We start from the raw sequence: 23,906 nt of genomic DNA on the forward strand, positions 1-23,906 counted from the left end.
GGAATTTTTTATGAATCAATATCAAGCAGAATCATATGATGTTATTGTCGTCGGTGCTGGACATGCTGGCTCTGAAGCAGCCTTAGCAGCCGCACGAATGGGCGTTAAAACGTTACTTTTAACGATTAATTTAGATATGGTTGCTTTTATGCCATGTAACCCTTCTGTTGGTGGACCTGCCAAAGGAGTCGTTGTCCGAGAAATCGATGCATTAGGCGGCGAAATGGGTAAAAACATTGATAAAACCTACATCCAAATGCGGATGCTAAATACTGGTAAAGGTCCAGCAGTGCGTGCGTTGCGCGCGCAAGCTGACAAACATGCCTATGCGACAGAAATGAAACATACCATTGAAAAAGAAGAAAATTTAACCCTTCGTCAAGGGATTGTTGAAGAATTAATCGTGGAAGATGGCGTTTGTCGTGGTGTCGTAACTTCAACAGGTGCCGCATACCGTAGTCAAGCAGTGGTGATTACTGCCGGTACTGCCTTGCGTGGCGAAATTATTATTGGTGAATTAAAATATTCATCAGGACCAAACAATTCGCAACCTTCCGTTGGTTTAGCCAATCATTTAAAAGAATTAGGTTTAGAAATCGATCGCTTTAAAACAGGAACGCCGCCACGAGTAAAATCAAGTACGATTGATTATTCTGTGACAGAGGAACAACCAGGCGATAAAGAACCCAACCACTTTAGTTACAGCACGCCAGATAGTGCCTACAATCAAAACCAAGAACCTTGTTGGTTAACTTATACGAATGAAACAACGCATGAAATTATTCAAAAAAATCTACACCGCGCCCCAATGTTTACTGGGATTGTGGAAGGTGTGGGTGCTCGGTATTGCCCATCCATCGAGGACAAAATTGTTCGTTTTGCAGACAAACCAAGACACCAATTGTTCTTGGAACCAGAAGGGTTGAATACCGAAGAAGTTTACGTCCAAGGCTTATCTACTTCTTTACCAGAAGATGTCCAAACAGAAATGCTTCATTCTATTGAAGGATTAGAAAAAGTAGAAATGATGCGTACAGGTTACGCTATTGAATACGATGTGGTAGTCCCTCACCAATTACGCCCAACATTAGAAACAAAGGTCATTGAGAATCTTTATACAGCAGGTCAAACGAACGGAACTAGTGGCTACGAAGAAGCTGCTGGTCAAGGCTTGATGGCAGGAATTAATGCTGCATTGAAAATTCAAGGCAAAGAGCCTCTTGTTTTAAAACGTAGTGATGGCTATATTGGCGTCATGATTGATGATTTAGTTACAAAAGGCACTAACGAACCTTATCGCTTATTAACGTCACGTGCGGAGTATCGTTTGATTTTACGACATGACAATGCGGACTTACGTTTAACAGAAATGGGTCATGAAATTGGCTTAGTCAAAGAAGAACAATATGCCGCCTATCTAGTCAAAAAAGCGGCTGTTGAAGCGGAAATTGCCCGCTTAGGCAAACATCGGATTAAACCAACCAAAGAAGTGCAAGCATTTTTGGAAACCAAAGGCGCTGCTGGCTTAAAAGACGGTATTTTAGCTAGAGATTTTCTGAAACGCCCAGAAATCAGTTATCAAGAAGTCGCTCAATTTATTCCCGCACCTGAAGAGGCGCTCGATCCGAAAGTAATTGAACAAGTAGAAATTCAAATCAAGTACGAAGGCTACATTAAAAAAGCCATGGAAAAAGTTGAGAAACTAAAACGCATGGAAGCAAAACGCATTCCAGAAAACATTGATTACCAAGCGATTAACGGCTTGGCGACAGAAGCAAAACAAAAACTACAAAAAATCCAACCAGAAACGATTGCCCAAGCAAGCCGTATCAGCGGTGTGAACCCCGCTGACATTAGCATTTTGATGGTCTACATCGAACAAGGAAAAATCGCGAAAGTGCAAGGATAATAAAAATTTGAAGCAGTTGCTTCTTCACGGATGATTGATTGTGAAGAAGCAACTGTTTTTTTGTTTTGAATTAGTCTACTTTTTTTTCTAAACTGCAAAAAAAGACTGTCTTAAATAATTTCACAAACTGACCTATACTGAAAGCGCAAACAAATGATAGGAGTGGAACAAATGACAGATTGGTTAGGAATTAAAGGAAAAGTAGTGATTGTTACAGGAGGCTCATCTGGTATTGGTCGCAGCATTGTTGAAAGCTTGTTAGCAGAAGAGGTCTATGTCGCTAATTTTGATATTTCAGCATCAGAAACGCAACATGAGCATTTACTCTTTGTGAAAGTCGATGTAACTTCTCGAGCAGAAGTAGAAGCAGGTGTCGCTCAAGTGGTGGAAAAATTTGGAACCGTAGATGGCCTAGTAAATAACGCCGGAATCAATATTCCTCGTCTATTGGTGGATAAAAATCATCCTCATGGGCCTTATGAATTATCGGATGAGGTATTCGACAAAATTGTAGCCATCAATCAAAAAGGGCTCTACCTAATGAGCCAAGCAGTGGGCCGGATTCTTGTACAAAAACAAGCAGGTGTCATTATTAATATGTCTTCAGAAGCTGGATTAGAAGGCTCCGAAGGGCAAAGCGCCTACGCTGCAACGAAAGCAGCGGTCAGCAGTTATACACGTTCATGGGCTAAAGAGTTAGGAAAATCAAACGTCCGTGTTGTGGGGATTGCGCCAGGCATTATGGAAGAAACGGGCTTGCGCACTTTAGCATATGAAGAAGCATTGGCTTATACACGAAACATTTCTGTTGAGCAATTGCGAGCAGGTTATTCAAAAACAAGTACGATTCCATTAGGTCGTAGCGGAAAACTCCATGAAGTCGCTGACTTAGTATGCTATTATTTATCAGACCGTTCAAGCTATATTACAGGCATCACCACAAACGTAGCTGGAGGTAAAACAAGAGGATAGAGGTGGGAAAACTAAATGACGCTAGTAAATAGATGGTACCAAGTAATAAAATTACTAGTTGATCACAAAGGAATGAGCTTACAGGAATTGCAAGAAAAATTAGCCGCAAGTCCTCAAACAGTTCGTAAAAACATTGATACATTGAATGATGAATTAATCGGTATCGCCCAAATTATTCAGAAGGAAAATCTCTTTCAGTTAGAAATCAATAACTTTGAAGGTTTTGAAGAGGTTTTGTCTGGACGGCTAAAAAGGGAATCTGATTTTAATTCTTCAAGCAAGCGTGTTTCCTACATTATCAAACGATTAATAGAAGAAGATCAATTTATTTCAACTTATGATTTATCCGAAGAACTCGCCGTTAGCCGCGGCACAGTTAATAAAGACATTAAGCGCATGAAAGAGCTGATTGCTCCTTGGCAGGTTGCGGTTGTAGGCACGCCAAACCGTGGCATTCATTTAGAAGGAAAAGAGTTTGATTTACGCTTGCTTCATGTGAATTACGTCCAAGAATATTTTGAAGAACAGTTTCTTCATGAAACTACCAAACAAATGATACAAAAAATAATCAAAGAAACAAGACTAGCGAAACAAGATAGTTTTCTTTTACGAAGAGTGGTTTCAATTGTTTTGCAGCGTGTTTTAGCTGGAAAACTCATTACGGAACTACCACCAGAATATGTTGATTATGTTCGTCATAACGAGCAGATTGAAGAACTGATGTATCACTTGGAAATAACCTATAATGTAACGTTAAGCCAATGGGAACGTTCCTTTATCAGCTTTCCTTTTAACATCAACACAAACCATATTCGTAATTCTTTATTGGCTGATGAAGGACTCTTAGCTGACTATTTTCAAAAAATGATGAAAAAAATTCATCATTCAGTTGTTGTTGAATTTGATGAGGACTTCTTGTTTTCAGAAATGAAAGATCATTTAAGAAACGTGATGAATCGACTCGTTTTTCATGTGGAATGTCACGATTTATTTTATGGAGAAATTGAACGACAATATCCTTTGGCCTATGAATTAGCCAAGATTGGCTTGCAAGAATTGGGCCGTTTGTTAAATCGTTGTGTGCCGACGGTTGAATTTGGGTATCTCGCTTTGTATTTTGAACTAGCATTGAGAGGGAACTATGAAGCGGGAGCCAAAAAAGAAATCGCTGTAATCTGCAGTACAGGTCATGGAACGGCCTTGATCATTCAGCGGCAATTGGAAAAAGTTTTGGGTCCAGACGTCCAGATTGCCCATTTTTCTGAAGAAGAGGCAGAGAGAAGAGAATTGAATCAATATTTTGCTATTTTTACAACCATTCCCTTAAAAAATATTCGACCACAAACACCGATGATCCATTTAACTAATTTATTTAACGATACTTGGCTCAGAAATGAGTGGCAGAGAGCAAAAGAAATTCGTTCCGTGGAATCTCAAAATATTCATATGACCTATCAATTATTAGAGAATACTCAAGGTTACCGAGCGAATATCCAAAAAATGATTGCTGATTTAGAAGCAGAAAAATTAGTAGATTCCCAATTTATCGAACGAATTTTTACTAGAGAAGATCAACAAACAACTATTTTTGAATCGGGGATTGCCTTTCCCCATACAATTAATCAAGCCTTACCAACGATTATTTTATCGATTGGGGTTTTTGAAGAATCACTGGTTACACCAGAAGGTAAAGTTGATGTTATTTTGCTGTTGGGTATTCCAGAAGAGCTGACTGCCACTGTTGAAGCAGAGTTACTACAACTATATGACCGCTTGTTTACAATCGCAGGAGACGAACGTTTACGTAATGAGTTACGGAAGCAACGAGATGTTTTAGCGGTTAAAGAGTGGATGCAAAGGAAGGGGATTATCATATGAGTTTTATCTACGTATTCGGGGCGCTTTTTTTAACAGCTTACTTCGTTCAGATAGCTATGGGAATGAAACAGATTAAACACTTTAATCAAAACTACCAAGAATTGCGACAATTAGGGAAAGTCGCGATTGGTCGACGTGCAGGGAAGTTAAAAGCAGGCACGATTATCTTGTTTGCTGTGGATTCGCAAGGGAAAATCTTAGCCGCTAGAAAGATGCAAGGTGTCACCGTTCTAGCTAAATTTCATCCCTTACCTCAGTACGTGAACGAGGATATTCATTATATGGATCATTACCATCCACTCGTACAAAAGGAAAATAAATTAACCCAACAAGCGATGGAAAATGCACGAGAAATTTACTTACGTGTTGAGCTTGGCAATTATCAAGAAACACAACCATTAACGCCGCTTAATGGAGCCAAAATTCAATGGCAATTATGGAAAAATAAAGTACAAACAAAATTGAAAGGAAGTGTCGAGTAATGTCTTATATTACAAAATTTGCGGAAGGATTTATGCACCTTTTCCAAACAGGAGCAGAAACATTTATTTCTTGGATGACAGGCATCGTACCTGTTGTTTTGATGTTAATGGTAGCTATGAATACTTTAATTGCTTTTCTAGGAGAAGAAAGAGTAACCAAAGTAGCCAAACTTTCTGCCAAAAATCCTGTTACGCGGTATTTAGTGCTGCCTTTTTTATCCGCTTTTATGTTAGGCAATCCAATGTCCTTTACGATGGCACGATTTTTACCAGAATACTATAAACCTAGCTATTATGCTGCACAAGCGCAATTTTGTCATACCAGTAATGGGGTTTTCCCTCATATTAATCCTGGTGAATTGTTCGTTTGGTTAGGGATTGCGCAAGGGATTGATACGTTAGGACTAAATTCGATGGACCTAGCGATTCGCTATATGTTTGTAGGGATATTAATGAATTTTATTGGCGGTTGGGTTACCGATTTCACTACCGCCTATGTTTGCAAACAACAAGGAATTACCCTTAGTAAAACAGTAGAGATTGCTGTGGATTAGAAAGGAGCAAGGTGCGATGACGTACAATAGTATTAAGGTAGTTAAAGGAAATGGCGGTTATGGTGGGCCCTTAGTGATTACACCGACAGAAGAAAAACATAAATTTATTTACATTACAGGTGGCGGCGAGAAACCCGCAATTGTTGATAAAATCGTAGAATTGACAGGAATGGAAGCGGTCAATGGTTTTAAGACATCGATTCCAGATGATGAAATCGCATTAGCCATTATTGATTGTGGAGGCACTCTTCGTTGCGGGATTTATCCTAAAAAAGGAATTCCTACTATTAACGTTGTTCCAACTGGCAAAAGTGGTCCCTTAGCACAATACATTAATGAGACAATTTATGTTTCCGCTGTAGGCCCGAAACAGATTACATTGACATCAGAAGAAGCTGCTGCTGATACAGAAAAGCCCACCTCGAAAAAAACAGAATTTAAATATGATACAAGTAAAAAAATTACTGAACAAAAAGCGGAACAACAAAGTTTTGTTGCGAAAATTGGTATGGGTGCAGGAAAAGTTGTAGCGACATTCAACCAATCAGCCCGTGAAGGCGTACAAACGATGATCAACACAGTGATTCCGTTTATGGCATTTGTTTCTTTATTAATTGGTGTGATTCAAGGTTCAGGAATTGGTGAATTTTTTGCCAATATCATGGCGCCATTGGCAGGAAACATTGTGGGGTTAACAATTATTGGTTTTATTTGTTCTCTGCCATTTCTTTCTCCTTTATTAGGTCCTGGAGCAGTAATCAGCCAAGTAATTGGTACGTTAATTGGTGTGGAAATTGGGAAAGGCAACATTCCGCCACAACTAGCCTTACCAGCATTGTTTGCTATTAATACACAAAACGCGTGCGACTTTATTCCCGTGGGCTTAGGCTTGGAAGAAGCTGAAGCTGAAACCGTTGAAGTCGGGGTTCCTTCTGTTTTATATTCTCGTTTCTTAAATGGTGCCCCTCGAGTACTAGTTGCTTGGTTAGCAAGTTTTGGATTGTATAGTTAAAAAATTTTTTGGAGGATGGGAAATGTCAGTATTTACAACAAAGGTTCAGTCTATTGGGCCAGAAGCCGAATTATTTAAAGAAGAAAAAATGGTCATCTTATTTGGAAAAGATGCACCAGATGCTTTAGCAGATTATTGTTATAACATTGAGGTTCAGCCAGTCACAGAAGCGATTACGGACAAGCAAACGTTAGTGATTGATGAACAAACTTACCAGATTACCGCTGTAGGCGAGGTAGTATTAACTAATTTAGACACATTGGGTCACATTACTATTAAATTTGATGGCGCAACAACACCTGAATTACCAGGTACATTATATGTTGAAGAAAAAGCTATTCCTGAAATAACTGTTGGTACAACAATCACTATTCTATAATTATCGTTTAAGGGAGGAACGTAAAAGATGGAATTTATGCTAGATACAATTAATCTTGAGGCTATTCGAAAGTATCAGAAAATTTTACCAGTGGCAGGCGTAACGTCTAATCCCAGTATTGTTAAGCAAGCAGGAAAAATTGACTTCTTTGCGCAGATGAAAGAAATCAAAAAAACGATTGGACAAGCGAGTTTGCACGTCCAAGTGGTCGGTCAAACGACAGAAGAGATGCTAGAAGATGCCCAAACCATTGTACAACAATTAGGCCAAGAAACATTCATTAAAATCCCAGTCAATGAAGCAGGATTGGCAGCCATCAAACAACTAAAGCAGGCAAATTATCGGATAACAGCAACCGCTATTTATACAGAATTTCAAGGCTACCTAGCGATTGCGGCAGGTGCAGATTATTTAGCACCGTATTATAATAGGATGGAGAATTTAACAATTGATTCTCAAAAGGTTATTGAGCATTTAGCTGCAGAAATTAAACGGACGAACGCAAAGAGTAAGATCTTAGCTGCTAGTTTTAAAAACGTGGCACAAATTAATCAAGCCTGTCAAATGGGGGCGCAAGCGGTCACTATCGCACCAGAACTCGTGACACAAGGCTTGGCAATGCCCGCCATTCAAAAAGCAGTAACTGATTTTCAGGAAGATTGGGTTGCTGTTTTTGGAGTAGAAACGGTAAACGAATTAGCATAAAAAGAACGAGAAGAAAAAGCGGCCATTTTTCTTCTCGTTCTTTTTTTGTTTCACATGAAACATCTACGATTATTCACTTGCTTAAAAATTAGACAATTTTCTTTATTTGTCAAAGAATTTCTTAAAAAAAAGGGTTATCTTTTGGGTATTTTTTTTGGTAGCAGTATGATGAGGGTATCAAATGATAGGAGGAAACGAGAATGAGATACACAAATGGAAATTATGAAGCATTTGCTCGACCAAGAAAACCAAAAGGTGTAGATGACAAGAGTGCCTATATTGTTGGTGGTGGCCTAGCAGGTTTAGCAACGGCTGTTTTCTTAATTCGTGACGGTCAAATGAAGGGCGAAAATATTCACATTTTTGAAGAACTCACGCTGTCTGGCGGTTCTTTAGATGGTAAATTTATTCCCCATGATGGCTTTGTCACTCGCGGCGGACGCGAAATGGAAAACCATTTCGAGTGTTTGTGGGATCTATTTCGTTCGGTACCATCATTAGAAGTAGAAGATGCCTCTGTCCTAGATGAGTTTTACCGGTTAGATTTAGATGATCCGAATTCTTCAAATTGCCGCATTATTCATAACCGTGGCGAACGTGTCCCAGACGATGGACAATTTACTTTATCCAAAAAAGCACAAAAAGAAATCGTTGATTTATTTATGACTTCTGAAGATCAATTAATTGGCAAAAAAATTGAAGATGTTTTCGGCGAAGAATTTTTTGAATCCAACTTTTGGATCTATTGGTGTTCAATGTTTGCTTTTGAAAAATGGCACTCTGCCATTGAAATGCGCCGCTACATCATGCGCTTTATCCATCACATCAAAGGTTTGCCTGACTTTACAGCCTTGAAGTTTACCAAATACAATCAATACGAATCGTTAGTGAAACCATTACTAAGCTTTTTAACCAATCAAGGGGTAGACTTTCAATATGAAACAACGATCAATGATATCCAAGTCGACATCAAAGGAGCTACTAAAGTTGCTCGGCGATTATTGTTGACACAAGCGGGCAAAACCAAAGAAATTCCTTTAACTGAAAATGATTTAGTCTTCGTAACGAATGGTTCAATTACTGAAAGTTCGACGCAAGGAGATCATCATACACCAGCACCAATTACTCATGAACTAGGGGGAAGTTGGAATCTCTGGAAAAACTTAGCAAAACAATCCCCAGAATTTGGGCACCCAGAAGTTTTCTGTGAAAATTTACCAGATGAAAGTTGGTTTGTATCAGCAACGATTACGTGGGAAAATTTCGATATTGAACCGTATCTTTCTCGGTTAACACATCGTAAATTACGCACAGGAAAAATTGTCACAGGTGGTATTATTACTATCAAAGACTCTAATTGGATGATGAGTTTCGCTATGCATAGACAACCGCATTTTAAAGAACAAAATGATCAACAATCTATAACTTGGGTATATGGATTACTTTCTAATAAACCAGGAAATTATATTAAAAAACCAATCGAACAATGTACAGGCCAAGAAATTACGCAAGAGTTACTTTATCATTTAGGGGTCCCAGAAGGGGAAATTGAACGTATTTCAGAAGAATCGGCTACCACTATTCCGGTTTATATGCCGTTTATCACTTCTTACTTTATGTTAAGAGAACCAGGCGATCGACCATTAGTTGTACCAAACGGCTCTAAAAATCTTGCTTTCATTGGGAACTTCGCAGATACTGAACGAGATACGGTGTTTACAACAGAGTATTCTGTACGGACAGCGATGGAAGCTGTTTATCAATTGCTAGAGGTTGAACGCGGAGTACCAGAAGTGTTTGCTTCTGCATACGACTTGCGCGTCTTAGCAAACTCTGTTTATTATTTATCTGACAAGAAAAAATTAACAGAAATGGATATGCCGTTCGTGGAACGCAAAATGGTTGAACACTTTGTGAAGAAATTTGAGGATACGTATATTGGTGATATTTTAAGAGAAAATCATTTAATTTAGTTGAAAGAGGTCGGGATAGAAGTGTTTAACTCCGAGAAATAAGAAGGAATTTCCGAAAATTGTTCTATAATTTTTGGAGAATTTCGGCTTATTTCCGAAGGAGTTGCTTCTGTTCCCGCCGTTTATCAGTTTTTGCTCCACGCTCTTTTTTGGTTGTTTTATTAACCGTTGAATAAATATTCGTTATTGTGTATATTTCTTTTATGATTTTATGGATATTAAATATATAATATATTGAATGGAGGTAGCAAGTAAACAACTTCGCAAAAAAATCTTAATTTCTGAAGAGACTTTTTCAAAATTTTGTTGAAAAGAAGGCGCATTTTTACCATAGTTTCTTCACATTTAACGGCTATTATTTAAACATACCCGATAAACAAAACCCTAACAAAACACTTTTTCATTTTTTAACTCCTCCGCCCGCCCTTCCCCAAAGGGCGGGTTGTTTTTTTGCGTTAAGCAGTTGGCATTTTGTGGGGAAAGGATTATCATTATAGAAGAAGTATATAGAAAAAGGCGGCGAGAAGATGGGACGTTGGCAAAAATTACAACAAGCAATGAGTGCTGGTGTAGAGGCGGCGATTGACGCTGGCTGGGACCGCCAAGCTGTTTATGGATTAGTGGAAAGCGCCATAAAAGACACGCGTTTCTTGCCACTTGAGCAAGCGAAAACAGCAGTCGCGGAACTGTTTTCTGAAGTGGAAGAAGTGGGCTCTTCAGCGTATGAGCGATTATTTCGCTTTTCGGCTTATCGTCCGCAAGAAAAGCTCTCGTTACTGTTATGGCAATTAGGTGCAGTGTTGGATCAGCATGGCATGTTGCAATTAGTAGGACCTTATCGTTTCTCGAAGACGATTGCACCGCATGCGACGTTTTGGGATTTGTTGGCAAAAACAGTTCAAAAAGCCTATCCGTTAGGTCTTCTTGGGAGCTTTAATCAAGAGAAAGCGAAAAAGATACATCAATTAAGAATGTATATTGATCGTCAAAATATCACGTATATCCGCGATTTTTTTAAACAAGAAGGGGACACCGATGAACAGGCATTAAAACGCTATGTTTTTGCGGCCAAGCCGCAAGGAATGGGCGGGAGGAAGCTGAAAAAAAGCTCTGCTCGTTTGCATAACAAATACCCTGAGGGGGCATCCTATTCTTTAATTAATAAGAAACGATTGACACCTAATTTTCACAGTGAGTTTATTTTGAATGAAGAAGGGACCTTTGTGACCCAGTGGGATGTGTTAGTTGAAGACTGGCGAGGCAGATTAATTAGTAATCCAGCTTATTATCAAGCGGCCAAAAACAATGAATACCAGGAAAAAGTCTTGAATGGTGAATCGTTTAATTATGCAAATCGGAATAATCGTACCCATGAATTACTAGATAGTTCACCACCAGGGAGATTTGATCATCAATTACGAAAAACAGCCAAAAAAGGTTGGTTAAGTCCCCGTATCCAAGAATACGACTACCGCAGAGAACGACAAATAAAGTGCGATGATTATAGTAAGTAAAACAAGCCAATGTTTCACATGAAACATTGGCTTGTTTTACTCTTAGAGAAAGGCGGTTTTCGTTGCCGCCAATTGAACATTTTGGCCCGTGGCTAGAGACTTTTTACTACATAAAAAGGCGGGTTTTTCTTTTATCATTCAGGCAAAAATCTTCCGAAAAGCATTGCAAGAAATTGCTATTTGCGTTAAAGTAGGAAAAGATGATTGTGAAACATTTTTCTGTTTCACAAAAAAGGAAGGAGTCTTTATGCTACCCGAAGAATTTAGACAACTATTAGCCGCAAAAGGCATTGAATTGACAGACCAACAGATGACACAATTTGACCAATATTTCCATTTACTAGTAGAATGGAATGAAAAAATGAATTTAACAGCCATTACAGAAGAAAAAGAAGTTTATTTGAAACATTTCTATGATTCTGTTTCGTTGGCATTCTTTGAAGACTTTGCCAGCGATAAAGCCATTTGTGATGTTGGCGCAGGCGCAGGATTTCCAAGTATTCCTTTGAAAATTGTTTTTCCTTCATTAAATGTCACAATTGTTGACTCTTTAAATAAACGAATTACTTTCCTAACAGAGTTGGTGAATCAACTAGGTTTGGCTAATGTTTCTTTGTATCATGATCGTGCAGAAACATTTGGTCAAAAAGCAGAATTTCGTGGCGCGTTTGATTACGTTACAGCGCGAGCAGTTGCACGATTAAATGTTTTAAGTGAACTGTGTTTACCCTTAGTTAAAAAAGAAGGCTATTTTTTAGCCTTAAAAGCATCGAAAAGTGAAGAAGAAATTAATGAAGCAAAACCTGCAATCGCTACATTAGGCGGTCAATTTCAGAAAGAAGTTGGTTTTACTTTGCCGATTACGGCAGACGAACGCCACATTGTCGTGATTCAAAAGAAAAAAGAAACCCCTAAAAAATATCCCAGAAAACCTGGATTACCAAATAAACAACCGATTAAATAAGATGGAGGCACACACATGACACGAATTATTTCTGTAGCGAACCAAAAAGGCGGCGTTGGTAAAACAACGACCACTGTAAATTTAGGCGCATGTTTAGCAAACTTAGGCAAAAAAGTCTTACTGATCGACATTGATGCACAAGGAAATGCTACCAGTGGCATGGGTGTCCCTAAACCAGATGTCGCACACGATGTGTATGATGTCCTTGTAAATGAAGAACCAATCACTAGCGTGGTTCAACATACCAGCCGTGAAAATTTAGATATTGTTCCTGCAACTATTCAATTAGCAGGCGCCGAAATTGAGTTAACTTCAATGATGGCTCGAGAATCGCGCTTGAAATTAGCAATTGATGAAGTAAGAGACATGTATGATTTCGTTTTAATTGATTGCCCGCCTTCTCTAGGGCATTTAACAATCAATGCTTTTACAGCAAGTGATTCGATTCTAATTCCTGTTCAATGTGAATATTACGCATTAGAAGGCTTGAGTCAATTGCTAAATACGATTCGCTTGGTTCAAAAACATTTTAACCCTGAATTGAAAATTGAAGGGGTCTTGTTAACCATGTACGATGCTCGGACCAATTTAGGTGCCGAAGTCGTTGAAGAAGTCCGTAAATATTTCCGTGAAAAAGTCTATGACACGATTATTCCAAGAAATGTCCGTTTATCCGAAGCACCAAGTCATGGTTTACCAATCATTGACTATGATATTCGCTCAAAAGGTGCCGAAGTGTATCAAGCACTAGCAAAGGAAGTGTTGGAGAATGAATAAAGGCAAAGGTTTAGGCAGAGGCATCGATGCCTTGTTTCAAGATATCGCAAAGCTAGAAGATGTCGACGTTAAGAACGAACAAGTGACAGAAATTCTATTAAACGAACTTCGTCCCAATCCTTACCAACCGCGGAAAACATTTGATGAAACCTCTTTACAAGAACTTGCAAACTCGATTCTACATTCCGGTGTGTTTCAACCGATTATTGTCCGTAAATCGGCAGTTAAAGGCTATGAAATTATTGCAGGTGAGCGTCGGTTCCGGGCTTCTAAATTAGCCGGCAAAGAAAAAATTCCCGCAATTATTCGCGAATTTGATGAAGAATCCATGATGCAAGTTGCTGTTTTGGAAAACTTACAAAGGGAAGATTTAAATCCGCTAGAAGAAGCAGAAGCCTATGAAATGCTAATGAAAAATTTGAAATTAACACAAGCGGAAGTCGCAGAACGTTTGGGCAAAAGTCGCCCGTATATTGCCAATTATTTACGATTGCTAACCTTACCAGATGCGGTCAAAGCAATGGTTCAAAAACAAAGCATGTCAATGGGTCAAGCACGGACGTTATTAGGCTTGAAGAACAAAGAACAGCTATTGCCATTAGCTAATCGTTGTATTAAAGACAATTTAACGGTTCGACAATTAGAACAACTTGTCGCTGAATTAAACGAAACACAAGGCAAAAAGGGCAAAAAAGCGAAAAAAGCCATCAAAGAAAAACCCATTTATATTCGTGAAAGTGAAGACCGCTTAATGGATAAATTTGGGACAACCGTAGCAATTCAAGAAAAAGAAGGCAAAGGAAAAATTGAAATTGAGTACTTGTCCTCTTCGGATTTGGCTAGAATTTTAGATATTTTAGATATTCATTTTGACGAGGAATAAAAAGCAAAGTGAGAAAGTAAGACAGAAAGTCACAAATCCTTTTGCTAGTTTCGTTAAAAAATGGTATTGTAATCATGGTATTTTTATATAAGTAAGAGAAGAAAGAAGGCTTGGAACATGTATGATTTAGGCGATATTGTCGAAATGAAAAAGCCGCATGCTTGCCAAGCAAATCGTTGGCAAATCATTCGCATGGGCGCTGATATCAAAATCAAGTGCACGAATTGCGGGCATATTGTCATGATGCCGCGTCGTGATTTTACTAAAAAATTAAAAAAAGTAATCGAGAAAAAAGCAGACTAATGCTTTGATGCCTCTAATAGAAAAGAGAATAGACTGAGAGAAAGAGTGGAAAACAAATGGCACTAACAGCTGGAATTGTCGGCTTACCAAACGTTGGTAAATCGACCCTATTTAACGCAATTACAAAAGCAGGAGCAGAAGCTGCAAATTATCCCTTTGCAACGATTGATCCGAACGTCGGCATGGTTGAAGTACCAGATGCCCGTTTACAACGCTTGACAGAACTAGTAAAACCGAAAAAAACAGTTCCCACAACGTTTGAATTTACAGACATCGCCGGAATTGTTAAAGGTGCCAGCAAAGGAGAAGGGCTGGGAAATCAGTTTTTAAGTCACATTCGTCAAGTAGATGCAATCTGTCACGTGGTTCGTTGTTTTGATGACGAAAATATCATGCGTGAACAAAATCGGGATGCGGATTTCGTTGATCCTTTAGCAGACATTGATACAATTAATTTAGAGCTGATTTTAGCAGATTTAGATTCAATCAATAAGCGCTATACTCGCGTGGCTAAAATGGCGAAAGCAAAAGATAAAGAAGCGGTGGAAGAATTAGCTGTTTTAGACAAAATTAAACCAGTTTTAGAAGAAGGTTTATCTGCTCGTACGATTGAATTTACGCCAGAAGAAGAGAAAATTGTTAAATCTCTTTTCTTATTAACCACAAAGCCGGTCCTTTATGTAGCAAATGTTTCAGAAGATGAAGTGGCGGATCCAGACAACAACGAGTATGTACAACAAGTTCGTAATTTTGCAACCAGTGAAAATGCGGAAGTAATCGTGGTTAGTGCGCGAGCAGAAGAAGAAATTGCTGAATTGGATTCTGAAGAAGACAAGGCTGAATTTTTAGAAGCAATGGGCATTGAACAATCTGGCTTAGATCAATTGATTCGTGCGGCGTACGATTTGTTAGGCTTAGCTACCTACTTTACAGCTGGTGAACAAGAAGTTCGTGCGTGGACGTTCCGTAAGGGAATCAAGGCACCTCAAGCAGCTGGGATTATCCACAGTGACTTTGAACGAGGCTTCATTCGTGCGGAAACTGTTTCTTATGAAGACCTAGATAAATATGGCAATATGCAAGCTGCCAAAGAAGCGGGCCGTGTTCGTTTAGAAGGAAAAGACTACGTCGTTCAAGATGGCGATGTTATGTTGTTCCGTTTTAACGTTTAAGAAAAGACCCATGCCCAACAAGCAATTTGTTTTGGGGTAAGCCCACATATTTAAGGCCATTCAGCCGTTTAGAAAGAGGTTCCCTCTACATGAGGGTGAGGAGGATACAACTATGGAAGCAGAAGCATTACGAGCAATCGTGGCTGAGAATCGTCAATTAGAACAGAATTTGACTAAAAGAAATGAACAATACATTTTTGACTTAAAAAAATCATTAAAAGCGGCTAATTTATCTGAAGAAGAGCTAGCATTGGCTCTACACGGTATTTTACCAGAATTAGTAGCCGGTCAAAAAACAGGCAAAACAGCCCGTCAGTTATTTGGCACTGTTTCAGAACGGACGGAAGCAATTTTAAATAAACCAGCAGAAGTCAAAGAACCAGCGGGCTGGATGATTTGGCTCGACAATACCTTACTATTACTTGGTTTATTAACAATCATGTTAGCGGCGATGTCTCTATTTTCAAAAGGAACCGCACAACCTCTCGGATTAACCACATATATCTTAGGTGCGATGGCTGGGGGTTATGTTTTCTATCTAATGCACAAATATGTTTACCGTTTTGATCGTCAAGGTGGCGACAAAAGCAAACGTCCTGGTTGGTTAAAAACGACTGCCATTCTATTTGGCGGAATGTTCTTGTGGATTGCAGTTTTCGCTGGTTCAGCAATGCTGCCACCAGTGATCAATCCCATTTTAGATCCGATGATTGCTTTAGTAATCGGTGCGTTAGCCTTTGTAGCACGCTATTTCTTCAAGAAAAAATACAATATTCAAGGTAGTTTCATGACACGTCAATAAACGGCGCGCGCTCAATTGTGAAGGCGCTCGGCTGACGCAGAAACTGCAACAAGCAAAGTCGCTCTCTCAATAGAGCGTTTTAACAGTTAAAGCCTGGGGGATTAGTCGAAAAAACTAGTGTCCCAGGCTTCTGTTTTCAGAAGTTTGCTAAAGAAAGGAGCCTCTTATGGGACAACAAGTGAAGTCTTGGTGCCGTCAACACGAGCGGCTACTCATTTTTATTAGTTTTCTCTTATTAAGTGGACTTTCTCTCTATTTTGTCTATTTTCAAGAGAATTTTTTACGAGCAAGTGATTTCCGCTTTCATCAAAATCGAGTGGAAGGTCTCGCATTAGCAATTAAAAACAACGACTGGTTTCCTAAAATCAATTATTTTTTCTTGGGAGGCTATGGCTATGCCTCTAGTTTGTTTTATCCAGATGCGTATCTTTATTTACCTGCGCTTTTGCGTGTTCTGGGGATTTCCTTTGTCGCTAGTATGGCGATTTTTGTGTTGGCAGTAAACTTGGCAACATTTAGTCTTACTTATTATGCAGGCCGATTAATGGCGCTCTCTAAAAAAAGAAGCTATATCTTTGCCATTTTGTATGGCTTATCTATTTACCGCATGCAAGACTTGTTTAATCGCCAAGCGTTAGGAGAATTTTTGGCGCTAAGTTTTTTTCCGTTGGTCTTAGCGAGCCTGTTTTTATTACGAAAGGGAACCACGAAATATTGGCCGTTGTTAACGCTGGCGATGACTGGGATTGGGTTGGCTCACTTTATTTCTATTGAAATGGTTTCTATTTGGATTGGGTTATACATTCTGTTTTATTGGCAGCAGTTTTTTAAAAAGGAGGTCCTGTGGGCATTAGCGAAGGCTGCAGGTCTGACATTGCTTTGGCTGGCCTTTTATCTTTTACCAGTTGCTGAACAAATGAAAAATCAAGTGTTTAAAGTTACATCCAATCCACTCACTTATATTTCCGAAAGAAGTTATCCCATTGTTTCTGTTTTCATTAATAGTTTAAAGAGCAGTGTTTTTCACGCGAAAACAGCGAATCTAGGAACCCTTTTGTTTGTAGGGCTTGTTGTAGCAGTGGTTTCGCTTGCTAGCAAAAAAATTCAGGACAAACGGTTTATTGGTTTGACGCTGGTACTCTTATTGATGATTACCAAGCTTTTTCCTTGGCACTTGCTGAACCACACGCCTTTAAATACGATTCAGTTTCCTTGGCGGTTTTTAGGGATTCTTTCCGTAATGCTCGCTTTTTTCGTTGCACAAGACGAATGGAGCGTTTTCCGTAAATCTTGGACCGTGGCTTTGTTGGTTTTCCTTGCCATCAGCAATTTAGGCATTTATCAATATCAAAGTATTCAGTCACAACAAGGCCGCCTGTTAACAAAAGCTGAGTATGAGCAACCAACGCCTTTTTATATCGGTGCGGGCCATGAATATTTGCCAGATGAAATCAATTATCAGGAATTATTGAAACAGAAAAAACGACCACTTGATTATTCGGCAGAACAAGTAACCATTACAAATGTTAGAATGCCTTATGGGAAAATTTCATTTGACTACCAAGTGGTGAAGCAATCAGCGAAGGTGACCGTTCCTTTTATTTATTACTTAGGCTATCAAGCCACGATTCAAATGAAAAACCAAACGGGCGCTAAAAAAATGAGCCTAACCAATCAAGGAGGCTTAGCCGCTCTTTCTTTATCTGGTACAGGACATGTCGACATCCGTTACCAAAGAACAAAAGTGCAAAAAATAGGGACAATGATTACCTTGCTTTCTGTTGGTGGTTTTGGATTTAGCCGATTTTTACAACAAAAAAAGAAACACAAGATAAAAGAACAACGATGAAAGTAGGACCTTAATTAGGAAGAGTTGAATAAAGGACAAACCGATTTCGGCATTTTGTCCTTTATTCCTCATTGATTATTTAAACAAATCTAGTTGACTTCCTTAGTATTATCTGTTATTTTCATATATAAAATTAAGTCGAGGAGTGGACAAAAAAATGTCAAATTGGGAAACAAAATTTGCGAAAAAAGGTCTTACATTTGATGATGTGCTATTAATCCCTGCAGAAAGCCATGTCTTACCAAATGATGTAGACATGAGTGTACAATTAGCTAAAAATATCAAGTTAAATATTCCATTGATGAGTGCCAGTATGGATACTGTTACAGATAGTAATATGGCAATTGCGATGGCTCGTCAAGGTGGACTAGGTGTCGTACATAAAAATATGACTGTCGCCCAACAAGCAGACGAAGTACGTAAAGTCAAACGTTCTGAAAGCGGCGTTATCATTGATCCATTCTTTCTAACACCAACAAACTTAGTAGCGGATGCAGAAGAATTAATGAGTCGTTACCGTATTAGCGGTGTGCCAATTGTAGAAACAATGGAAAACCGTAAATTAGTCGGAATTATTACAAACCGTGATATGCGTTTTGTAACCGACTACCAAATCAAAATTGAAGAAGTCATGACAAAAGATCATTTAGTCACTGCGCCAGTTGGCACATCTTTAAAAGATGCAGAAAAAATCTTACAGAAACATAAAATCGAAAAATTACCAATCGTTGATGAAGCAGGTCGCTTAAGTGGCTTAATTACAATTAAAGACATTGAAAAAGTGATTGAATTCCCAAATGCTGCCAAAGACGAACACGGTCGTTTACTTGTGGCGGCAGCAGTCGGTGTTACTAGTGATACGTTCGAACGTGCGGAAGCATTATTAGAAGCAGGTGCCGATGCGATTGTTATCGATACTGCACATGGCCATAGTGCCGGCGTTATTCGCAAAATTAAAGAAATTCGTGAAACGTTCCCTGAAGCAACATTAATTGCTGGTAATGTTGCCACTGCTGAAGCAACCAAAGCATTGTATGATGTCGGCGTTGACGTTGTTAAAGTTGGTATTGGACCTGGTTCAATTTGTACAACACGTGTCGTTGCCGGTGTTGGTGTTCCTCAATTAACAGCGATTTATGATGCTGCTTCTGTAGCTAGAGAATATGGTAAAGCAATTATCGCTGATGGCGGTATTAAATATTCTGGTGATATCGTGAAAGCCTTAGCTGCTGGTGGACATGCTGTAATGCTAGGAAGTATGTTAGCAGGTACAGATGAATCTCCAGGCGAATTTGAAATTTATCAAGGCCGTCGTTTCAAAACTTACCGTGGCATGGGCTCATTGGGCGCAATGGAAAAAGGATCAAGTGATCGTTACTTCCAAGGAAGTGTCAATGAAGCAAACAAATTAGTGCCAGAAGGAATTGAAGGACGTGTTGCTTACAAAGGAAGCGTTTCTGATATTGTCTTCCAATTAATCGGTGGCTTGAAATCTGGGATGGGTTACGTCGGTGCAGCGGACCTGAAAGCGTTGCGTGAAGAAGCACAATTTGTTCAAATGAGTGGTAACGGATTGAAAGAATCACATCCACATGACGTTCAAATCACAAAAGAAGCACCAAACTATTCTGTTCAATAAAATAAAAGCTGATTTTTTTAAAATTTAAAGAGGCAGACGTCATTTCGACGTCTGCCTCTTTTTCTTTAGAATAAAGGAGGTGCTTCTGTTTCCACTGTTTATCAATTTTTAAGCCTGTAACAAAAATCCAAAGTGATTTTTGTTACAGGCTCCTTTTCCTATAGAATAAAAGCCGTTATCTGATATCAGACAACGACTTTTATTCTCCCTTTATTTAATAACTGTTAGGTTACCCATGTAAGGAACTAGGACTTCTGGTACAGTTACAGAGCCATCTTCGTTTTGGTAGTTTTCTAAAATAGCAGCGACTGTCCGTCCCACGGCTAAACCAGAACCATTGAGTGTATGCGCATATTGGACTTTATCGTTTTCATCACGGTAACGAATCATCGCACGGCGCGCTTGGAAATCTTCACAGTTTGAGCATGAACTGATTTCACGGTACGTCTCTTGAGCAGGAATCCAAACTTCCAAGTCATAAGTTTTCGCAGCTGAGAAGCCCATGTCACCTGTTGAAAGAGCCATGACACGGTAAGGTAATCCCAGTTTTTGCAGAATTTCTTCGGCATTATTCGTCATTTTTTCTAATTCCTCATAAGAATGCTCTGCATCACTAAATTTAACCATTTCGACTTTATTAAATTGGTGTAAACGAATTAACCCACGTGTGTCACGACCAGCGCTACCAGCTTCAGAACGGAAAGAAGGGCTCAAGGCCGTAAAGTAAATCGGTAAATCCTTGCCATCTAAAATTTCATTGTTGTAGTAATTGGTTAAAGGGACTTCCGCAGTTGGAATTAACGTTAAATCCGTATCTTGTAATTGGAAGACATCTTCTTTAAACTTAGGAAATTGGCCAGTTCCGAACATGGCGGTGTCATTAACGATATAAGGCGTAATCATTTCTGTATAGCCATGTTCATAAACATGTAAATCTAACATGAAGTTGTATAACGCACGTTCTAAGCGAGCACCTAGGCCTTTGTAATAAACAAAACGGCTACCAGCTACTTTGGCACCACGTTCAAAATCTAGAATGCCTAAGTTTTCAGCGACTTCCCAGTGTGGTTTTGGTTCAAAAGCAAAAGTTCTTGGTTCACTCCAACGACGTACTTCTACATTTTCTTCTTCACCAGCACCAACAGGCACAGAATCATCTGGCAAGTTCGGTAAAGTAGTTGTGATCCCACGTAGCTCTTCGTCAATAGCATTAATTTCTGCATCTAATGCTTTAATATTGCCGCCGACTTCTTTCATTTCCGCGATTTTAGCCGTTGCTTCTTCTTTGTTCCGTTTTAATTGAGCAATTTCAGCAGACACATCGTTCCGGTATTTTTTCATTTCTTCGACTTTGACTAATAAATCACGGCGACTTTCATCTAAACGCAGAAATTCCACTAAGATTTCTTCTTTTACGCCACGGGTTTGTAGCTTTGCTTTTACTTCGTCAAAATTTTGACGCATCATTTTTACATCTAACATATTTTTTCCTCCTTAAAATTAGTACATAATCAATAATAACTGTTGTAGAAAACAACAAAAAAGCCATCTCACCCCAAAAATAAATATTCTTGGGACGAAATGACTGGAAATCTCGCGGTACCACCCAAGTTCAGTAATGTTACTGCCCTTGATTTGCAGATAACGGCTGCAGACCGTTCCAACTTATTTCGCTGGACACCTGGAAGAGACGGACTTCTTTATAGATGAATGTTTGCTCGCACCCCCGCAAACTCTCTGGAATTCAGTGCCATAAATACTTTTTCTCTTAGTTTTCTCTTTTCTATAGAATACCGAAAAAGTTCAGGGATGTCAATTAACTCTCTGATTTCTTGTTGGTACGCTGTAAGGGTAGATGAATAATAAAGGAAGTCCACTTTTGATCAGACTTCGCATAAATATATCCACCATGTAAAGCGACAATACTTTGTGCAATAGCCAGACCTAAACCAGTACCCCCTGTTTCTTGTGATCGGGATTCTTCGACACGATAGAAGCGGTCAAACAACTGATCTAAAGAATGTTTAGGGATAGCTGGACCATCATTGCGAACAGCGATAATTGCTTCGGTGCCGACTTTGTCTACTTCCATCACAATATGATGGCCGCCTTTGCCATATTTCAAAGCGTTTGAAAGAAGGTTGTTAAAGACTCGGACTAGTTTTTCCGTATCGCCTTCCATCATTAAAGAAGCTGGATTGGCTTTTACTTGGATTTGCATATTAATCTTTTTCGCTTCCAATTCAAAATCGGCAGCAAGCTGTTCAATTAATTGTGCCATATCAAAAGTCGTCGTATGAATCGGTACACTTGGTTGACGGACTTTTGTATATTCAAAAAGATCATCAACTAATAATTTCATTTGTTTCGCTTTGACGTAAGCGGTATGCGTATATTTCAGTAAATCTTCTTGGCTATGAAATTGACGATCTTCAATCAATCCCAGATAGCCAATAATAGAAGTTAACGGTGTCCGAATATCATGACTGACATTCGTAATTAATTCATCTTTTGATTTTTCAATTCGCCGTTCATCTTCAATGGCTGCGACAGTACTATCCACCAGACCGTTAATACTCGTCACGACTTTTGCTAAGTCACCACTTAATTCAAACGGAATGCGGTGATTGTAATTACCATCAGCGATGTAATGTAACTCACTGATAATATGACGCAATTGCATTTGATGGTAGCGACGAATTAAGCGCCAATAGAGAACAGCTGCATCTACTAAAAAGAAAATGGGTAAGACAAATTTATTCCAGCTCCAAAACAAATCAGTATTTAATTCTTTAGCGACCGCATCTTTAGTGGCCCAGATGACACCAGCTAAGGGCGAGTTTTCACTAAGTAGTTGTCCTAAAAGGAACATAATTGAGACATTTAATAGTAGTAATAAAACAATTGTCACAATTGCTTCTGCTAATAACTCGCTGATTTCTTTAGAAGTTAAGGTAATTCGTTTTTGTTTTTCAATCTTTTTAGGTTTAACGAGCATCGATCTTATATCCAACTCCCCACACTGTTTGAATGACTTTTTCTCCACCAGTTGCTTCTTCAATCTTATCTCTTAAATGACTGACGTGAACCATCACGGTTTTAGCAGAAACAATACTTTCTTGTTGCCACACACGCTCAAAAATTTCATCCGCACTAAACACACGATTTGGATGACTAGCTAATAGATAGAGGATACCAAACTCCAAAGCGGTTAATTGAATTTCTTTTCCTTCTATTGTTTTGACTTCGTGAGAGTCCTTATTAATCATTAATGGGCCGACTTCTAATTCATCGGGTTCTTCTTTGGTTAATTGCATTTGGCTTCTACGTAAAATAGACTTTACCCGAGCCATTACTTCTAAAGGATTAAAAGGCTTGGTGACATAATCGTCTGCACCAGCAACTAAGCCTTTGATTTTATCCATATCGGTTGTTTTTGCTGTTAACATAATAATTGGAATTTGCGATTCTTTTCGAAGTTCTTTTACTACTTCCATTCCATCCATGATTGGCATCATAATGTCCAAGATTAATAAATCAATATCTGGTGTTGTGTGCAATTTGGATAACGCTTCTTTTCCATCATAAGCTTTCACGACTTCGTATCCTTCATTATGAATGTAAATACTCAACAGTTCTACAATTTCTTTATCATCATCTGCAACTAAAATTTTCATAAGCGTTCATTTCCTCCATTATATAAAAAAATCTCTTTTCCATATTTTAACAAATAATCGCTAAAAAGGACAAAATCCTTGATATATTACGATAAATTTAGAAGATTTTGCTAAAAGTTAATAAACTATAGCCAAAAAAGGATGAAAGGGGGTAAAAAACGAACGAAAACACCTAGACCAATCATAATAATCGGTATTGAAAAAAAGTTTAAAAAAAGTGAAAATAATGATTGACCAATGCTTGAAATCTTGGTATATTATTACATGTCGCAAGGCGAGTCACACAGCTGAGCGATTCAGAAATCAATAATTAAATAACAATTCTTGATTTCAAATCTCTCGAAAAAAGTTTGAAAAAACAACAAAAAAGTTGTTGACAAATAACAAACGAGATGATAAGATATAGAAGTTGTCACAACAGACAACGACAACCGAGCAAAACAACTTAAAAAAACTTTTTCA

At 38.7% G+C, this 23,906-nt stretch carries 21 protein-coding genes and 1 other annotated feature; of the genes, 18 read left to right on the forward strand and 3 right to left on the reverse strand.

Annotation, left to right across the window (positions count from 1 at the left end; genetic code table 11):
* Positions 1-10 precede the first annotated feature (10 nt).
* The 18 genes from mnmG to guaB all read left to right on the forward strand — a co-directional run bounded on the left by mnmG (position 11) and on the right by guaB (position 19,767).
* On the forward strand, positions 11-1,909 hold the full coding sequence (gene mnmG, locus AB3I34_RS10170; RefSeq protein WP_002355988.1) for a tRNA uridine-5-carboxymethylaminomethyl(34) synthesis enzyme MnmG: 1,899 nt from the start codon (positions 11-13) through the stop codon (positions 1,907-1,909).
* Between the two features lie 171 nt (positions 1,910-2,080).
* Positions 2,081-2,881, forward strand: coding sequence for an SDR family oxidoreductase (locus AB3I34_RS10175; RefSeq protein ID WP_002376273.1), 801 nt, complete (start codon positions 2,081-2,083; stop codon positions 2,879-2,881).
* Between the two features lie 15 nt (positions 2,882-2,896).
* Complete coding sequence (locus tag AB3I34_RS10180) at positions 2,897-4,759, forward strand: transcription antiterminator (protein ID WP_016615254.1); 1,863 nt, start codon at positions 2,897-2,899, stop codon at positions 4,757-4,759.
* Entirely contained in the window at positions 4,756-5,241 is a 486-nt protein-coding gene (locus AB3I34_RS10185; protein WP_002355985.1) for a transcriptional regulator GutM, read from the forward strand. Before AB3I34_RS10180 ends, AB3I34_RS10185 begins: the two co-directional genes overlap by 4 nt.
* Positions 5,241-5,795, forward strand: a complete 555-nt coding sequence (locus AB3I34_RS10190) for a PTS glucitol/sorbitol transporter subunit IIC (RefSeq protein WP_002355983.1) — start codon at positions 5,241-5,243, stop codon at positions 5,793-5,795. Before AB3I34_RS10185 ends, AB3I34_RS10190 begins: the two co-directional genes overlap by 1 nt.
* A 16-nt stretch (positions 5,796-5,811) precedes the next feature.
* Positions 5,812-6,807, forward strand: a complete 996-nt coding sequence (locus AB3I34_RS10195) for a PTS glucitol/sorbitol transporter subunit IIB (protein ID WP_002355982.1) — start codon at positions 5,812-5,814, stop codon at positions 6,805-6,807.
* A gap of 22 nt (positions 6,808-6,829) precedes the next feature.
* Positions 6,830-7,186 carry a PTS glucitol/sorbitol transporter subunit IIA gene (locus AB3I34_RS10200; protein ID WP_002355981.1) on the forward strand — a complete coding sequence of 119 codons (357 nt, stop codon included), beginning with the start codon at positions 6,830-6,832 and terminating at the stop codon, positions 7,184-7,186.
* A 27-nt stretch (positions 7,187-7,213) separates the two neighbouring features.
* Positions 7,214-7,891, forward strand: a complete 678-nt coding sequence (locus AB3I34_RS10205) for a fructose-6-phosphate aldolase (protein WP_083578774.1) — start codon at positions 7,214-7,216, stop codon at positions 7,889-7,891.
* Between the two features lie 200 nt (positions 7,892-8,091).
* On the forward strand, positions 8,092-9,864 hold the full coding sequence (locus tag AB3I34_RS10210) for an oleate hydratase (RefSeq protein ID WP_002361446.1): 1,773 nt from the start codon (positions 8,092-8,094) through the stop codon (positions 9,862-9,864).
* 527 nt (positions 9,865-10,391) lie between these two features.
* Positions 10,392-11,378, forward strand: coding sequence for a DUF3114 domain-containing protein (locus tag AB3I34_RS10215; protein WP_002415385.1), 987 nt, complete (start codon positions 10,392-10,394; stop codon positions 11,376-11,378).
* Positions 11,379-11,625: 247 nt separating this feature from the next.
* Positions 11,626-12,342, forward strand: a complete 717-nt coding sequence (gene rsmG, locus AB3I34_RS10220; RefSeq protein ID WP_002355977.1) for a 16S rRNA (guanine(527)-N(7))-methyltransferase RsmG — start codon at positions 11,626-11,628, stop codon at positions 12,340-12,342.
* 15 nt (positions 12,343-12,357) lie between these two features.
* Complete coding sequence (locus tag AB3I34_RS10225; protein WP_002355976.1) at positions 12,358-13,119, forward strand: ParA family protein; 762 nt, start codon at positions 12,358-12,360, stop codon at positions 13,117-13,119.
* The gene (locus AB3I34_RS10230) at positions 13,112-14,002 is read left to right on the forward strand and encodes a ParB/RepB/Spo0J family partition protein (protein ID WP_002355975.1); all 891 of its coding nucleotides are present in this window, start codon (positions 13,112-13,114) and stop codon (positions 14,000-14,002) included. The genes AB3I34_RS10225 and AB3I34_RS10230 overlap by 8 nt, the downstream gene beginning before the upstream one ends.
* Positions 14,003-14,119: 117 nt before the next feature.
* Complete coding sequence (locus AB3I34_RS10235; protein ID WP_002355974.1) at positions 14,120-14,305, forward strand: DUF951 domain-containing protein; 186 nt, start codon at positions 14,120-14,122, stop codon at positions 14,303-14,305.
* A gap of 56 nt (positions 14,306-14,361) precedes the next feature.
* Positions 14,362-15,477, forward strand: coding sequence for a redox-regulated ATPase YchF (gene ychF / locus AB3I34_RS10240; protein WP_002355971.1), 1,116 nt, complete (start codon positions 14,362-14,364; stop codon positions 15,475-15,477).
* A gap of 112 nt (positions 15,478-15,589) precedes the next feature.
* Positions 15,590-16,279 (forward strand): DUF1129 domain-containing protein, encoded by a 690-nt coding sequence (locus AB3I34_RS10245; protein WP_002363563.1) that lies wholly within the window; start codon positions 15,590-15,592, stop codon positions 16,277-16,279.
* A gap of 166 nt (positions 16,280-16,445) precedes the next feature.
* Positions 16,446-18,128: a 6-pyruvoyl-tetrahydropterin synthase-related protein gene (locus tag AB3I34_RS10250; protein ID WP_085444229.1), complete on the forward strand. Its 1,683-nt coding sequence runs from the start codon at positions 16,446-16,448 to the stop codon at positions 18,126-18,128.
* Positions 18,129-18,285: 157 nt separating this feature from the next.
* Positions 18,286-19,767: an IMP dehydrogenase gene (gene guaB, locus AB3I34_RS10255; RefSeq protein ID WP_002355966.1), complete on the forward strand. Its 1,482-nt coding sequence runs from the start codon at positions 18,286-18,288 to the stop codon at positions 19,765-19,767.
* Between the two features lie 210 nt (positions 19,768-19,977).
* Here the strand turns inward: guaB and serS are convergent, their stop codons facing one another.
* The 3 genes from serS to AB3I34_RS10270 all read right to left on the reverse strand — a co-directional run bounded on the left by serS (position 19,978) and on the right by AB3I34_RS10270 (position 23,444).
* A complete protein-coding gene (gene serS, locus AB3I34_RS10260) occupies positions 19,978-21,249 on the reverse strand; it encodes a serine--tRNA ligase (protein WP_002415388.1) in 1,272 nt (423 codons plus the stop codon).
* An 87-nt stretch (positions 21,250-21,336) separates the two neighbouring features.
* Positions 21,337-21,545 (reverse strand) — a binding site (T-box leader).
* Between the two features lie 38 nt (positions 21,546-21,583).
* A complete protein-coding gene (locus AB3I34_RS10265; protein ID WP_002363566.1) occupies positions 21,584-22,765 on the reverse strand; it encodes a cell wall metabolism sensor histidine kinase WalK in 1,182 nt (393 codons plus the stop codon).
* Entirely contained in the window at positions 22,755-23,444 is a 690-nt protein-coding gene (locus tag AB3I34_RS10270; RefSeq protein WP_002355963.1) for a response regulator transcription factor, read from the reverse strand. Before AB3I34_RS10270 ends, AB3I34_RS10265 begins: the two co-directional genes overlap by 11 nt.
* Positions 23,445-23,906: the final 462 nt, after the last annotated feature.

The organism is Enterococcus sp. C102(2024) (assembly GCF_040888205.1).
GTDB classification, from domain to species: Bacteria; Bacillota; Bacilli; order Lactobacillales; family Enterococcaceae; genus Enterococcus; species Enterococcus faecalis.

Bases quoted from the DNA above. Each gene is read 5' to 3' on its own strand.
- mnmG (WP_002355988.1), top strand. From the start codon at position 11: ATGAATCAATATCAAGCAGAATCATATGATGTTATTGTCGTCGGTGCT.
- AB3I34_RS10175 (WP_002376273.1), top strand. From the start codon at position 2,081: ATGACAGATTGGTTAGGAATTAAAGGAAAAGTAGTGATTGTTACAGGA.
- AB3I34_RS10180 (WP_016615254.1), top strand. From the start codon at position 2,897: ATGACGCTAGTAAATAGATGGTACCAAGTAATAAAATTACTAGTTGAT.
- AB3I34_RS10185 (WP_002355985.1), top strand. From the start codon at position 4,756: ATGAGTTTTATCTACGTATTCGGGGCGCTTTTTTTAACAGCTTACTTC.
- AB3I34_RS10190 (WP_002355983.1), top strand. From the start codon at position 5,241: ATGTCTTATATTACAAAATTTGCGGAAGGATTTATGCACCTTTTCCAA.
- AB3I34_RS10195 (WP_002355982.1), top strand. From the start codon at position 5,812: ATGACGTACAATAGTATTAAGGTAGTTAAAGGAAATGGCGGTTATGGT.
- AB3I34_RS10200 (WP_002355981.1), top strand. From the start codon at position 6,830: ATGTCAGTATTTACAACAAAGGTTCAGTCTATTGGGCCAGAAGCCGAA.
- AB3I34_RS10205 (WP_083578774.1), top strand. From the start codon at position 7,214: ATGGAATTTATGCTAGATACAATTAATCTTGAGGCTATTCGAAAGTAT.
- AB3I34_RS10210 (WP_002361446.1), top strand. From the start codon at position 8,092: ATGAGATACACAAATGGAAATTATGAAGCATTTGCTCGACCAAGAAAA.
- AB3I34_RS10215 (WP_002415385.1), top strand. From the start codon at position 10,392: ATGGGACGTTGGCAAAAATTACAACAAGCAATGAGTGCTGGTGTAGAG.
- rsmG (WP_002355977.1), top strand. From the start codon at position 11,626: ATGCTACCCGAAGAATTTAGACAACTATTAGCCGCAAAAGGCATTGAA.
- AB3I34_RS10225 (WP_002355976.1), top strand. From the start codon at position 12,358: ATGACACGAATTATTTCTGTAGCGAACCAAAAAGGCGGCGTTGGTAAA.
- AB3I34_RS10230 (WP_002355975.1), top strand. From the start codon at position 13,112: ATGAATAAAGGCAAAGGTTTAGGCAGAGGCATCGATGCCTTGTTTCAA.
- AB3I34_RS10235 (WP_002355974.1), top strand. From the start codon at position 14,120: ATGTATGATTTAGGCGATATTGTCGAAATGAAAAAGCCGCATGCTTGC.
- ychF (WP_002355971.1), top strand. From the start codon at position 14,362: ATGGCACTAACAGCTGGAATTGTCGGCTTACCAAACGTTGGTAAATCG.
- AB3I34_RS10245 (WP_002363563.1), top strand. From the start codon at position 15,590: ATGGAAGCAGAAGCATTACGAGCAATCGTGGCTGAGAATCGTCAATTA.
- AB3I34_RS10250 (WP_085444229.1), top strand. From the start codon at position 16,446: ATGGGACAACAAGTGAAGTCTTGGTGCCGTCAACACGAGCGGCTACTC.
- guaB (WP_002355966.1), top strand. From the start codon at position 18,286: ATGTCAAATTGGGAAACAAAATTTGCGAAAAAAGGTCTTACATTTGAT.
- serS (WP_002415388.1), bottom strand. From the start codon at position 21,249: ATGTTAGATGTAAAAATGATGCGTCAAAATTTTGACGAAGTAAAAGCA.
- AB3I34_RS10265 (WP_002363566.1), bottom strand. From the start codon at position 22,765: ATGCTCGTTAAACCTAAAAAGATTGAAAAACAAAAACGAATTACCTTA.
- AB3I34_RS10270 (WP_002355963.1), bottom strand. From the start codon at position 23,444: ATGAAAATTTTAGTTGCAGATGATGATAAAGAAATTGTAGAACTGTTG.